At 67.8% G+C, this 13,274-nt stretch carries 11 protein-coding genes; 9 read left to right on the top strand and 2 right to left on the bottom strand.

Going from position 1 to position 13,274, the window contains the following annotated elements; translation table 11 throughout:
* Positions 1-228: 228 nt before the first annotated feature.
* The 6 genes from recO to WC555_RS04275 all read left to right on the top strand — a co-directional run bounded on the left by recO (position 229) and on the right by WC555_RS04275 (position 8,632).
* Positions 229-969 carry a DNA repair protein RecO gene (gene recO, locus WC555_RS04300; RefSeq protein WP_373251469.1) on the top strand — a complete coding sequence of 247 codons (741 nt, stop codon included), beginning with the start codon at positions 229-231 and terminating at the stop codon, positions 967-969.
* Positions 970-1,109: 140 nt separating this feature from the next.
* Entirely contained in the window at positions 1,110-3,449 is a 2,340-nt protein-coding gene (locus WC555_RS04295) for a TonB-dependent receptor (RefSeq protein WP_373251467.1), read from the top strand.
* 96 nt (positions 3,450-3,545) lie between these two features.
* Positions 3,546-4,634: an alkaline phosphatase D family protein gene (locus WC555_RS04290; RefSeq protein ID WP_373251465.1), complete on the top strand. Its 1,089-nt coding sequence runs from the start codon at positions 3,546-3,548 to the stop codon at positions 4,632-4,634.
* Positions 4,635-4,724: 90 nt separating this feature from the next.
* The gene (gene parC / locus WC555_RS04285; RefSeq protein ID WP_373251463.1) at positions 4,725-6,926 is read left to right on the top strand and encodes a DNA topoisomerase IV subunit A; all 2,202 of its coding nucleotides are present in this window, start codon (positions 4,725-4,727) and stop codon (positions 6,924-6,926) included.
* An 80-nt stretch (positions 6,927-7,006) separates the two neighbouring features.
* The gene (locus WC555_RS04280) at positions 7,007-7,585 is read left to right on the top strand and encodes a LemA family protein (RefSeq protein WP_373251461.1); all 579 of its coding nucleotides are present in this window, start codon (positions 7,007-7,009) and stop codon (positions 7,583-7,585) included.
* A 12-nt stretch (positions 7,586-7,597) separates the two neighbouring features.
* Positions 7,598-8,632: a M48 family metallopeptidase gene (locus WC555_RS04275; protein ID WP_373251459.1), complete on the top strand. Its 1,035-nt coding sequence runs from the start codon at positions 7,598-7,600 to the stop codon at positions 8,630-8,632.
* Here WC555_RS04275 and WC555_RS04270 read toward each other — a convergent pair.
* Entirely contained in the window at positions 8,602-9,363 is a 762-nt protein-coding gene (locus tag WC555_RS04270) for an arginyltransferase (protein ID WP_373251458.1), read from the bottom strand. The two genes, WC555_RS04275 and WC555_RS04270, sit on opposite strands and share 31 nt — an antisense overlap.
* A gap of 123 nt (positions 9,364-9,486) precedes the next feature.
* Positions 9,487-10,389 (bottom strand): flagellar motor protein MotB, encoded by a 903-nt coding sequence (locus WC555_RS04265; RefSeq protein ID WP_373251456.1) that lies wholly within the window; start codon positions 10,387-10,389, stop codon positions 9,487-9,489.
* 116 nt (positions 10,390-10,505) lie between these two features.
* On the opposite strand from WC555_RS04265, the gene WC555_RS04260 reads away from it, so the two are divergent.
* The 3 genes from WC555_RS04260 (at position 10,506) to WC555_RS04250 (ending at position 13,241) form a co-directional block, all read left to right on the top strand.
* A complete protein-coding gene (locus tag WC555_RS04260; RefSeq protein ID WP_373251454.1) occupies positions 10,506-11,003 on the top strand; it encodes a flavin reductase family protein in 498 nt (165 codons plus the stop codon).
* Positions 11,000-11,875 (top strand): NAD(P)-dependent oxidoreductase, encoded by an 876-nt coding sequence (locus WC555_RS04255; protein WP_373251452.1) that lies wholly within the window; start codon positions 11,000-11,002, stop codon positions 11,873-11,875. Before WC555_RS04260 ends, WC555_RS04255 begins: the two co-directional genes overlap by 4 nt.
* 97 nt (positions 11,876-11,972) lie before the next feature.
* Positions 11,973-13,241: a PHP domain-containing protein gene (locus tag WC555_RS04250; RefSeq protein ID WP_373251450.1), complete on the top strand. Its 1,269-nt coding sequence runs from the start codon at positions 11,973-11,975 to the stop codon at positions 13,239-13,241.
* Positions 13,242-13,274 lie beyond the last annotated feature (33 nt).

Below are 13,274 nucleotides of genomic sequence, written 5' to 3'. Positions count from 1 at the left end.
CCCGCCCCGTGGGCATTGAAGCACTACAGCACGGGCATGCGTCAAAAGCGGTCGCAGGGGTTCGGACGGGTCTCGAACCCGCTTTTCGAAGGGGCGGACGTAGCGGATTCAGGGGGCGAGAGTAGCGGGTCGGGAGGGGCGGGAGTCTCCATGCCGGCGGCGGGCGCGTCGCCCCGGGGAAAAACGGAACGTATGGCCAACTCCGGCCGCGACCGCTAACACCGCCGGATGGATTTCACCGACGACGCCTTCGTCCTGTCCGCCCGCGCCCATGGCGACACCGGCGTGGTCGTCGAACTGCTGACGGAAGAACACGGCCGCCGCGCCGCCTATGTCGCCGGCGGGGCCTCGCGCAAGATGAAGCCCTTCCTCCAGGCCGGGGCGCGGGTCACGGCGGAGTATCGCGCCCGCACCTCGGACCACCTCGGCTCGGCCCGGCTGGAGCCGGTGGGGGAGGGGCCCAGCGCCCTGTTCGACGACCCGCTGGCCCTGACGGGCCTCGCCGCCGCCGCCGCGGTGGTGCAAGGGGCGCTGCCCGAGCGCGAACCCCATCCCGGCGCCTTTCTGGCCTTTGAGGCGTTGATGAGCGCCTTCGCCCTGCCGGATGTCTGGCCTGCCATCTTCGTGCGCTTCGAGGCGGGCCTGCTCGAGGATCTGGGGTTCGGCCTCGACCTGTCGCGCTGCGCCGTCACCGGGAGCATGGACGACCTGATCTGGGTCAGCCCGCGCACCGGCCGCGCCGTCAGCCGCGAGGCCGGCGAACCCTATGCGGACAAGCTGCTCAGGTTGCCGCCTTTCATGCTCGGGGCCCAGGCGGGCCTTTCCGAGGGCGATGTCAGGGACGGACTGGCCCTGACCGGGCATTTCCTCGAGCAGTTCGTCTTCCATGCGCAGAACCGGCCGCTGCCGCCGGCGCGGGTCTGGATGCTGGAGCGGCTGGCGAATGAGGCGTGGACGGATCAAGCGTAGCCATAAGGCCACGGCGGATCCACTTTGACGCCCCGAAGGCCACTCGTCACGAAATCTCGCAACGTCGGTTACCGTACCGTCGTCAGCCCGGTCTAGCCCCGATCCGCGCTGTCGCGCCGCAATCCAAATGAGGGCTCAACTTGACCTATCACCGCCTCCTGGCAGGAGCGTCCCTGCTCGCCATCACGCTCGCCTGCAGCCTGCTGGCGCCGGCCGCCGTCTCGGCCCAGGCCATTGTCACCGGTCCCGAAGGCCCGACCAACCTGGATGACGTCGTTGTCTTCGGGCTCGGTCAGAGCCGGCAGCAGGCTTCGATCACCGAGGCCGCCATCGCCGTCGAGGCGCCGGGCACAAGCCCGCTGAAGGCGATCGAGCGCCTGCCGGGCGTCAGTTTCCAGTCGGCCGACGCCTTCGGAAACTATGAATGGTCGGCCCGCATCACCCTGCGCAGCTTCAACCAGAACCAGCTCGGCTTCACCCTGGACGGCCTGCCGCTGGGCGACATGAGCTACGGCGCCCACAACGGCCTGCACATTTCGCGCGCCATCATCTCCGAGAACGTGGCCCGCGTTGACGTGGCCCAGGGCTCGGGCGCGCTCGGCACCGCCTCCAGCAGCAATCTGGGCGGCGCCATTCAGTTCATCAGCCGTCGTCCGGCCGACGATTTCGGCTTCGACCTGGCCGGGACCTACGGCAGCGAGGACACCCTGCGCGGCTTCGTCCGCCTCGACTCGGGCGCCTTCGGCCCCGCCGACACCGCGCTGTCGCTGTCCTACGTCGACCACAGCATGGAGAAGTGGAAGGGCGTCGGCGAGCAGAACCAGCAGCAGATCAACTTCAACCTGGTTCAACCGATCGGCCGCGGCGAGATCACCGGCTTCATCAACCATTCCGAACGTCGCGAGAACGACTACCAGGACATGTCGCTGGATCAGATCGCCCGCCTCGGCCGTGACTGGGACAACGTCTCGGGCGACTATGCCCTGGCGGTGCTGATCGCCGACATCGCCAACAACCGCGGCGACACCGGCGCGCCGGTGACCAACGCGGCGGCGGGCACGGTCTATCCGACGCCGATCGCGACCGTCGATGACGCCTATTTCGACGCCGCGGGCCTGCGCGACGACACCCTCGGCGCCCTGACGCTGAACTACCCGGTCAACGACATGCTGTCGGTCTCGCTGACCGGCTATGGCCACAAGAATGAAGGCCAGGGCCTGTGGTGGACCCCCTATCTCGCGACCCCGGCCGGCGCGCCCGACCAGTCCGGCGCGGCGATCACCAGCCCCAGCCCGATCTCGGTCCGCACGACCGAATATGACATCGAGCGTCGCGGCCTGATCGGTTCGGCCACCCTGGTGGTCGGCGATCACGAGGTCACGGGCGGCTTCTGGCTGGAGCAGAACGACTTCAACCAGGCCCGTCGTTTCTACGGCCTGTCCCGCGCCGCCAATACGCGCGACTCGCTCGACTTCCTCGCCAATCCCTTCGCCACCCAGTGGGAATACGACTTCGAGACCGAGACCTCCCTGTTCTACATCCAGGACAGCTGGTCGATCACCGAGGCCCTGACCCTCAACGCCGGCTTCAAGTCGCTGGCGGTCGAGAACACGGCCACGACGGTCGTCGGCGCCAACAAGACAGGCTCGATCAAGGCGGAAGACAATTTCCTGCCCCAGGTCGGCGTCGCCTGGGACGTCAACGGCGATCACCAGCTGTTCGCCTCCTATGCCGAAAACCTGCGGGCCTATGAGTCCTCGGCCACGTCCGGTCCGTTCTCGGCCACGGCGGCCGGCTTCGCGGCCCTGCGGGCCACCCTGGAGCCGGAAAGCTCCAAGACCCTCGAGGCCGGCTGGCGCTTCCGTTTCGACCAGCTTCAGGGTTCGGTCGCTGTCTATGACGTCCAGTTCGAGAATCGCCTGCTGGGCGTCGCCCTCGGCGCCCCGATCCTGGGTCTCGGCAGCGGCATCCAGAACGTCGGTTCGGTCAAGAGCCGCGGCTTCGAAGCCGCCGCTGTGTGGTCGTTCACGGACGACTGGTCGGCCTTCGGCTCGTTCAGCTACAACGACTCGACCTATGAGGACGACGTTCGTGACGGCACCGGGGCGCTGGTGGCCGCTACCGCCGGCAAGACCGTGGTGAACACGCCCGAGACCCTGGCCCGGGCCGAACTGGCCTACGACAACGGCAGCCTCTACGGAACCCTCGCGGGAGCCTTCACCGGCGAACGCTTCTCCACCTACCTGAACGATGAATCGGTCGGTTCCTACACCCTGTTTGAACTGACCGCCGGCTATCGCTTCATCGATCGCGGCGACTGGCTGGACGGGACGGAGGTCCAGTTCAACGTGACCAACCTGCTCGATGAAGACCATATCTCGACGGTCGGTTCGGGCGGCTTCCAGAACAGCGCCGGTCGTCAGACCTTCCTGCCGGGCGCGCCGCGTCAGGCGTTTGTGACCGTGCGCCGTCATTTCTGATCGCGTACAAGGACGGGGCGCATCGAGACGGTGCGCCCCGTCTGTTTTTCCAGTTCCACGGATGACGAGATGAACGGTCTCTCGAGACGCGGCCTGATGGCTGCAACCGCCGGCGCAGGCCTGATCGCCGGCGCCGCCCGGGCGGCGCCCGATCCGCATCCGCAGGCGGAACGCACCCTGACCCGGATCGCCTTCGGGTCCTGCGCCAACGCCGAAAAGCCGCAGCCGATCTGGGACGCCGTGCTGGCCGCCCGGCCCGACCTGTTCATCTTCCTCGGCGACAACGTCTATCTCGACACCCGCGACCCCGAGGTCATGCGCCGCAAATACGCGCTATTGGCCGCCCAGCCCGGCTTCCAGCGGCTGAAGGCGACCACGCCCATCCTGGCCATCTGGGACGACCACGACTACGGCGAGAACGACGCCGGGGCCGACTATCCGATGAAGGAAGAGAGCCGCCGGCTGTTCCTGGACTTCTTCGGCGAACCGGCCGACAGCCCACGGCGGTTGCGCGACGGCATCTATACGGCTCACGTCTTCGGGCCGCCCGGACGCCGGGTGCAGGTCATCCTGCCCGACCTGCGCTGGAACCGCACCCCGCTGGTCCCGCTGGAACTGGGCGGCCAGGACTATGACGCCTGGATCGAGAAGCGCACCGAGGCCGGCGAGCCGACGCCCGGCCCCTATGCCCGCAACCCGGAGACCATGGCCACCCAGCTGGGCGAAACCCAGTGGCGCTGGCTGGAGGAGCAACTGTCGGTCCCGGCCGATCTTCGCCTGTTCGGATCCAGCCTTCAGGTCGTGGCCGATTTCCCCGGCTGGGAAGGCTGGATCAATTTCGCCCACGACCATCAGCGCCTGATCGCCGCCATCCGCGAGCGCCGGGCCGACCGCCTGATCTGCCTGTCGGGCGACACCCACTACGCCGAAATTTCGCGGCTGGACGTCAACACCCCCTATCCGCTGTGGGACATCACCTCGTCGGGCCTCACCGAGGTCTGGCCCGTTCTGCCGCCCAATGCGCGACGGGTCGGGGAGGCGTATCGGGACCGGAATTTCGGCCTGCTGACCGTGGGCTGGGACGCCGCCCGACCGACCGTCCTGGCCGAAATCCGTGACGTCGCCGGCGCGGTCCGGCTGGAACAGGCGATCCGACTCGACGATCTGGTCGCGCGCGGCGGCTGAGGACGCTTGCCCACAGGCTGACGCGCAGACGCCCCCCGTTCCGGCGGGTCCGCGCTAGACTTCCGGCTCCAGACCGCCGATTCGGACACCATGACCGTTCACACCCCGCCGCCGGAAGGCGGACGCATCATAGACGAGCCGATGAGCGAGGCGCTGTCGCGCCGCTATCTCGCCTATGCGCTGTCGACCATCACCAACCGCGCCCTGCCGGACGTGCGCGACGGCTTCAAGCCGGTGCACCGGCGCATCATGTACGCCATGCACCAGATGCGGCTGAACCCGCAGGCGGCGGCGCGCAAATGCGCCAAGGTCGTCGGCGAGGTCATGGGCGGCTACCACCCGCACGGCGACGCCTCGATCTATGACGCCCTGGTGCGTCTGGCCCAGGACTTCTCGCAGCGCTATCCGCTGGTCGACGGCCAGGGCAATTTCGGCAATATCGACGGCGATAACGCCGCGGCCATGCGCTACACCGAGTGCAAGCTGACCGCCGCCGCCGTCCTGCTGATGGAGGGCATCGACCAGGACTCGGTGGACTTCAAGGCCACCTATGACGACCAGGACGAAGAGCCGATCGTCCTGCCCGCCGGCTTCCCCAATCTTCTGGCCAACGGCTCGTCGGGCATCGCCGTCGGCATGGCCACCTCGATCCCGCCGCACAACGTCGGCGAGCTGATCGACGCCTGTCACCTGCTGCTGGAACGCCCCGAGGCCACGACGGAAGAGCTCGCCGGCATCGTCCCGGGCCCTGACTTCCCGACCGGCGGCGTCGCCGTCGAGGGCCACGCCGCCATCCTCGAGGCCTATGAGACGGGGCGGGGCGGGGTGCGGCTGCGGGCCCGCTGGGAGACCGAGGACCTCGGCCGCGGCGTCTGGCGCATCATCGTCACCGAAATGCCCTACCAGGTGCAGAAGTCGAAGCTGATCGCCGACCTGGCCGACCTGATCGAGCACAAGAAGGCGCCCCTGCTGGGCGACGTCCGCGACGAGTCGGCCGAGGACATCCGGCTGGTCATCGAGCCGAAGAGCCGCACCGTCGAACCCGAGGTGCTGATGGAGAGCCTGTTCAAGCTCTCCGATCTCGAGGTCCGCTTCCCGATCAACATGAACGTGCTGGACGCCACCGGCACCCCGCGCGTCATGGGTCTGAAGGCCTGTCTGCAGGCCTTCCTCGATCACCGCCGCGAAGTCCTCGTCCGCCGCGCCGGCTGGCGCATCGACCGGGTCGAGAAGCGGCTGCACCTGCTGGAAGGCCTGAGGATCGTCTTCCTCAACCTCGACGAGGTCATCCGCATCGTTCGCGAGGAGGAGCAGCCCAAGGCCGTCCTGATCGCCCGCTTCGGCCTCAGCGAACTCCAGGCCGACTTCATCCTCGACACCCGACTGCGCCAGCTGGCGCGGATCGAGGAAATGACGATCGAGAACGAATACAAGATGCTGGCCGACGAACTTGCCGCGCTGCAGTCGCTGTCGTCGTCGCCGGCCAAACAGTGGAAACAGGTCGGCAAGGACCTGGAGGCCGTGCGCAAGGCCCTGGTCTCGCCGCGCCGCACCACCATCGCCGAAGCCGTGGATGCGTCGGCGTTCGCCTCCGTCGAGGCCTTCATCCCGCGCGAGGCCATCACCGTCATCCTGTCCGAACGCGGCTGGATCCGGGCGGCCAGGGGCAAGGTCGAGGACCCGTCGGAGCTGAAGTTCAAGGAGGGCGACAGCCTCGCCTTCCTCGTGCCCGGCTATACGACCGACAAGCTGCTGGTGGCCGCCTCGGACGGGCGCATCTTCACCGTCGGCGCCGACAAGCTGGCCTCGGCCCGCGGCCACGGCGAGCCGCTGCGCCTGATGATCGACCTCGACGAAAAGGCCGGGATCGTCAATCTGCTGATGCACCAGCCGGGCGGGAAACTGCTGATCGCCTCGAAGGCCGGCTACGGCTTCATCGCCCCCGAGGACGAACTGCTGGCCCAGAAGCGCGGCGGCAAACAGGTGCTGAACGGCGAGATGCTGGCCGCCATCCGGGTCACGGGCGACCATGTCGCGGCGATCGGCGACAACATCAAGGCGCTGATCTTCCCGCTCGCCGACCTGCCCGAGATGGGGCGCGGCAAGGGGGTGAAGCTGCAGAGCTACAAACAGGGCGGCCTCGCCGATGTCGCCGTCTTCGATGGCGCCCACGGCCCCGAATGGGTCGACGGCGGCGCCCGCCGCCGCAACTGGCCCGACTGGAAGGACTGGCTCGGCAAACGCGCCGGGGCCGGGCGGCAGGGCCCGAGGGGGCTCAGGAAGTTCAGGTGACGCCGATTTCACTATCGAGCGCCGTTATGGCGCCCGATAATCGCTGAACGGTCGATCATCGGCCGAGCTTGGAGACCGCCATGCTGACCACCCTGATCGTCATCGCCGTCATCGTCGCCGTGGTGCTGTTCGTCATCGTCGGCGCCTACAACAGGCTGGTCGCCCTCGACCAGCGCGCCGACCAGTCGTTCGCCGACATCGACGTGCAGCTGAAGCAGCGCCAGGACCTGATCCCCAATCTGGTCGAGACGGTGAAGGGCTACGCCTCGCACGAGCGCGCCACCCTCGACGCCGTCACCCAGGCCCGGGCCGCCGCCGCCGGCGCGACCTCGGTCAACGACAAGGTCCAGGCCGAGAACATGCTGACCGCCTCGCTCGGCCGCCTGTTCGCCGTGGCCGAGGCCTATCCGGACCTCAAGGCCAACACCAACTATCTGGAGCTGCAGCGCGAGCTGTCGGACATCGAGAACAAACTGGCCGCCGCCCGCCGCTTCTTCAACAACGCCGTGTCCGAGTTCAACGCCGTGCGCCGCCAGTTCCCGACCGTCCTGTTCGCCGGCATGGTCGGCTTCGGCTCGGACAAGCCCTTCTTCGACGTCGGCGAGGGCGAGCGCGCCACGATGACGGCCGCCCCGCCCAAGGTCAGCTTCTCGGCGTAAGGGGCTGATTTGATGGCCGCCGTCGGGCTCCAGACCCATATCTGGGCGAACAATACCCGCTCGGTTCTGCTGCTGGCCGGCTTCCCGGTGCTGATGATCTTCATCATCTACGGGCTGCAGCTGGTCCTGATGGGGTTCGGCTTCCTGCCGGGGACGGGGCGCGGCCTCGGCGACGACATGGCCCTGGCCGCCTCCTGGCTGGGCGGCACCGTGCCCCTGGCCTTCGTCGTCGCCGGCATCTGGTTCGCCATCTCCTACTTCGGCAGCCAGACCATGATCGACCTGATGACCGGGGCCCGGAAGGTTGAGAGGAAATCTGAGCCAGACCTGTATAACCTGCTGGAAAACCTCGCCATCTCGCGCGGCCTGCGCACCCCGACCCTGCGCGTGATCGACAACGACAGCCTCAACGCCTTCGCCACCGGCCTGCATGAGGGCCAGTACAGCGTCACCGTCACCCGCGGTCTCGTGAACACCCTGACCCGCGAGGAGCTCGAGGCGGTGCTGGCCCATGAGCTGACCCACGTCATCAACAAGGACGTGCGGACCATGGTGATCGCCTCGATCTTCGCGGGCATCATCAGCGTCATCGCCGAACTGGTGTTCCGGGGGCTGCTCTATTCACGCGGCGGCGGCCGGCGGGACAACAAGAACGCCATGCCGCTGATCCTGATCGGCCTGGCCTTCGCCGCCGTCGGCTTCGCCCTCGCCATCGTCATCCGCATGCTGCTGTCGCGGACCCGGGAATATGTCGCCGACGCCGGGGCGGTCGAACTCACCAAGAACCCCGACGCCATGATCTCCGCCCTGCGCAAGGTCGAGGGCCGGTCGTCGTTGAAGGGCCCGGACGAGCTGCAGCAGCTGTTCCTCGACAACCAGCCGAACGGGGTCGGCCTCGAGGGTCTGTTCGCCACCCACCCGTCGATCCAGAAGCGGGTCGACGCCTTGGTCAGGTTCGGGGGAGGGCGGGATCCCGGCCCGTGGAGCGGTGGCGCCTTCGCCCCCACGCCTCTCGACTACGAGACCTCGACGCCCGTCGCGGGCTGATCGACCAGCCGCTCCCAGCCCAGCCGGGTCAGCTGCTCCATCGGCCGGAAGTCGGCCTTGTAGTCCATCTTGCGCGAGCCCCGGACCCAGTAGCCGAGGTAGACGAACGGCAGGTTCACCGCCGTCGCCTGTCGCACATGGTCGAGAATGGCGAACCGCCCGAGGCTGCGGGCCTCCATCGTCGGCTCGAAGAAGCTGTAGACCATCGACAGCCCGTCCCCGAGCAGGTCCGTCAGGCAGACCCCGACCAGATCGCCGGGCCCGCCGTCGGGCGAGGGCAGGCGGTATTCGATCAGATGGGTGCGGACGGCGGTGTCCTCGACCATGGCGACATAGTCGAGCCAGCCCATGGCGCTCATCCCGCCCCCGGGGTGACGGCCGTTCAGATACCGGCGCAGCAGGTCGAACTGCTCGGTCGTGGCCTCGGCCTCGACCAGATCCCGCGACAGGTCGGCGTTGCGCTTCAGCACCCGGCGCTGCGACCGCGAGAAGGCGAACTCGGGCACGGGCAACCGCACCGAGACGCAGGCGTCGCACGCCTCGCAGGCCGGCCGGTAGGCGATGTTCTGGCTGCGGCGGAACCCCGCCTGGGTCAGCTCGTCGTTGACGTGAGCCCCCTCGCTGAACGGCAGGTTGGCGAACACCTTCCGCTCGGTCTGGCCGGGCAGATAGGGGCAGGGGGCCACCGAGGTCATGTAGAAGCGAAGCTGGCGCTGGGGAACAAAGGTCACGGCGCTACATCCGCATCCAATTTCGCCGACAATCTGGCAACCGTCCCGTCATGGGACGATTTGCGCCCGCGTCGCCCCGCGGGGCAAGCCCGTTCACCCCACACGCGCGTGCGGGGCGGGCGGTCACAGGCTGGTGTCCGTGGGCAGCACCGGCGCCTCGCGCAACAGCACGATGGCGATGCGTCGGTTGCCGGCCAGGGTCGGGTCGTCGGGGTAGAGCGGGTCCGAGCCCGCCTTGCCCGACACCTGGTAGACCCGATCCGCGTCGACGCCCGCGGCCTGCAGGATCAGCCGCGAGGCGTTGGCGCGCGCCGACGACAGGGTCCAGTCGTTCGGACCGGTCGCGCGGCTCGAGCCCGGCGCGGCCGAGGTGTGGCCCGTCACCGAAATGCGGTTGGGCAGCTGGGTGATGACTTTGGAGATGGTCCGCAGCAGCAGCTGGGCCCGCGGGTTGGGCCGCGCCGAATTCTGCTCGAACATCGAGCGGCCTTCCTGGTCGACCAGCTGGATACGCAGCCCCTCGGGCGTCTGGTCGATGATCAGCTGTTTCGACAGTTCGGCCAGCTCTGGCATCGACTGCATGGCCTGGCGCAGCGATTCGGCGGCCGACGAGAACTCTGCGGCCTCGCGCCGGGCGATCTCCTCGCGCAGGGCTTCCTCGCTGGCGGCGGCGAGGTTCTGACTTTGACCGGCTTCCGGAGGCGCGTCGGCGGGGGCCTCGGGAGCCAGCTGTTCGATCACCGACATGGCCCCGGCGCCCTTGGCGCCGTCGTCGCCCAGTGAGGTTCCGCCGAGGATGCCGCCCGAGCCCGACGTCGTCTGCGACACGCTGGCGGGCGCGAAATATTCGGCGATGCCGCGCTTCTGTTCCGGGTCGGTCGTATTGATCAGCCACATCAGCAGGAAGAAGGCCATCATCGCCGTGACGAAGTCGGCATAGGCCACCTTCCACGCGCCGCCATGGTGGCCGCCGCCGACGACCTTCTTGACCTTCTTGATGAGGATCGGGCGATCGCTCATGGACATCGGACGCGGCCTCGACAGTCGAACCAGAGCTGACGATGGACGCCGCAAGGTTAAGACCACGTTTCCCATACCGCGCGGTCTTGCTCCGGAGCGGGCCGTCCCCTAGTCGTCGCCCTGTGAGCACGCCCCTCGATCCCGCGTCCGACATTCCCGCCTACCGCCGCGCGCTGGGCGGTTTCGCGACCGGCGTCTGCGTGGTGACCGCCCATACGGAGGAGGGGCCCTTCGGCATCACGGTCAACTCCTTCACCTCGGTGTCCCTGAAGCCGCCGCTGGTGCTGTGGTGCCTGGATCGCGCCTCCGATCGGCACAACGCCTTCGCGGCCGCCGACCGCTTCGCCGTACACATGTTGCCGGCCGAGGACCGGGAGATGTCGGACCGCTTCGCCTGGGGCGTCTGCCGCCTGTCGTCGGACGAGTTCGACAGCTCCAGCGCCGAACCGCCGCGACTGAAGAACGCCCTGACCCGGCTGGACTGCATCGCAAGCCAGCGCATCGTCATGGGTGACCATCTGACCATTGTGGGCGCGGTGCAGGGCTTCGAGACCCGGCCCGGGGCGGCCCTTGTCTACTATCGCGGCCGCTACGGGGTCGCGCCGGAGCCTCAGGAATGAAGATCGGTTTTGCAGGTCTGGGCGTGATGGGCGGTCCCATGGCGCGGCATCTGGTTCATGCGGGACATGAAGTCGCCGGCTTCAACCGTTCCGCCCGCAAGGCCCGATCCTGGGCCGAAGTCAGCGGCGGCCGGTTCGCCGCGTCGGTCGCCGAGGCGGCGAGCGGCGCGGATTTGCTCATCCTGTGCGTCGGCAATGACGACGATGTCCGGCAGGTGGTGATCGAGGCGCTGCCGCACCTGGCCGAAGGTGCGATCATCGTCGATCATACGACGACCTCTGCGAAGGTGGCGCGCGAGATGTCGGCCCTGGCGGCCGGACAGGGCCGCGCCTTCATCGACGCGCCGGTTTCGGGCGGTCAGGCCGGGGCCGAAAACGGTCAGCTCAGCGTCATGGCCGGGGGTGACGCCGCCGCCCTGGCGAAGGCTGAACCGGCGCTGACGGCCTATTCGAAGGCCGTGAAACATATGGGCCCGTCGGGTGCGGGCCAGCTGACCAAGATGGTCAACCAGATCGCCATAGCGGGCGTCGTCCAGGGTCTGGCCGAGGCGGTCCATTTCGCCGAGGTCGCCGGGCTCGACACGGGCGCAGCCTATGACGCCATATCGAAGGGCGCCGCCCAGTCCTGGCAGATGGACAACCGCTGGAAGACGATGGCCGAAGGCCGCTTCGATTTCGGCTTCGCCGTCGACTGGATGCGCAAGGATCTGGGCCTCGTGCTTGACGAGGCCCGCGTCAACGGCGCGCACCTGGCGCTGACGGCGCTGGTGGATCAATTCTATTCCGAAGTGCAGTCGATGGGGGGCGCGCGATGGGACACGTCGAGCCTGGCGGCGCGTCTGCAGGACCGGAAGCCTTTCGTCTCAACGTGACAGCCGACACAAGACCTTTACCGCGCGGTCGTCGCCGCGTGGCCGCCCTGTAACAGCTCGACCGTAAACCTGCACCGCATCGGGCAGGGGGCGGCGCATGGTTCAGATTCGCTTCGTTGCGGGACTTGTCCGGCGTGGGCGTCTGACGCTTGGAGGCCGCCCGCGCGTCAAGGCCGTCCTGATCATCGCCCTGGCGCTCGGCGCGGTTCCATTGATGGGGAACGCGCGCACAGCGTCGCTGGCCAGTCGCTCTGGCGACCCTGTCGCGTCATCGACCGCGACCGGGCATCATGACTACGCCGGTCTGGTTCACGTCCACACGACCTATTCGGACGACGCCAACGGAACCTATGAAAGCCTCGCCCGGGTCGCCGGTGATCAGGGAATCCGGTTCCTGATCGTGACAGATCACGACACGCTGAAGGCCATCGAGGACGGGAAACAAGGCTGGCGCGAAGGCGTCCTGATGCTGACCGGCGTGGAAAGCGCCCGACCGGAAGGTCACCTGCTGGGCATGGACATAGAGACGGCGCCGAGCCGTCGCGAAATCCCCACGTCGACCTACCTCCGATCGATCCGGGGGCAGGCCGGGCTCACCGTCCTGGCCCATCCCGCGCATCGCAAATGGGCTTGGGACGGCCCAATCGATGACCGTGTCGACGGGATCGAAATCCTGGATCTGGCGGACCAGTTCTACGCGGCGCCGCTGCAGGCCAAGCTGGCGGCCGTCAGCATGCTGCCCGTGAACCGCATGGCGGGCTATCTGGAACTGGGAACCGAGGCGGCGCCCGCGCTCCGCATATGGGACCGGATCAGCCAGGAGCGCCGGTTTGTCGGCCTGTACGCCGCTGACCTGCACCAGGCCATAGAGCTTTGGGGCGACGAGACGGTGGTCTTTCCGCCGGCGGAGGACGTCATGCGGATCGCCCGCAACCATATTGTATCGGTCAAGGCCTTCTCGGGAGAGTTCACCGCCGATTCGGCTTTGGTGTATGGCGCGATCCGGGCCGGACATCTGTACGTAGCGCTGGACGTCCTGGCCGACGCCACCGGTTTCATGTTCAAGGCGAGCAATCGCGAGGCCGTGGCCTGGATGGGTGACGAAATACACGCCGGACCAGGAACGCGGTATACTGTGGAGTTGCCGTCGAGCGCCCGGAGGCTGGGAGCGGTCGTTCGTGTCCTGCGTAACGGGCTCGAGGTTGCGCATTCTGCGCCAGGACAGCGGATCTACGATTATTCGGACGACCGGCCGGGCGTCTATCGGGTGGAGGTCACCACCATGGTTCCAACCGCGTTCGGGGCTGATCGCGAGATGACCTGGATCTACGCGAACCCCATCTATGCCAGGGATCCGGATCTCTGACCCAGGCGATATTTCGCATAATATATCTTATGC

This window comes from Brevundimonas sp. (genome assembly GCF_041648615.1).
Taxonomy (GTDB): Bacteria; Pseudomonadota; Alphaproteobacteria; order Caulobacterales; family Caulobacteraceae; genus Brevundimonas.
Note: the sequence above shows the minus strand (reverse complement) of the source record. Positions and strands in the feature narration are given on the sequence as shown.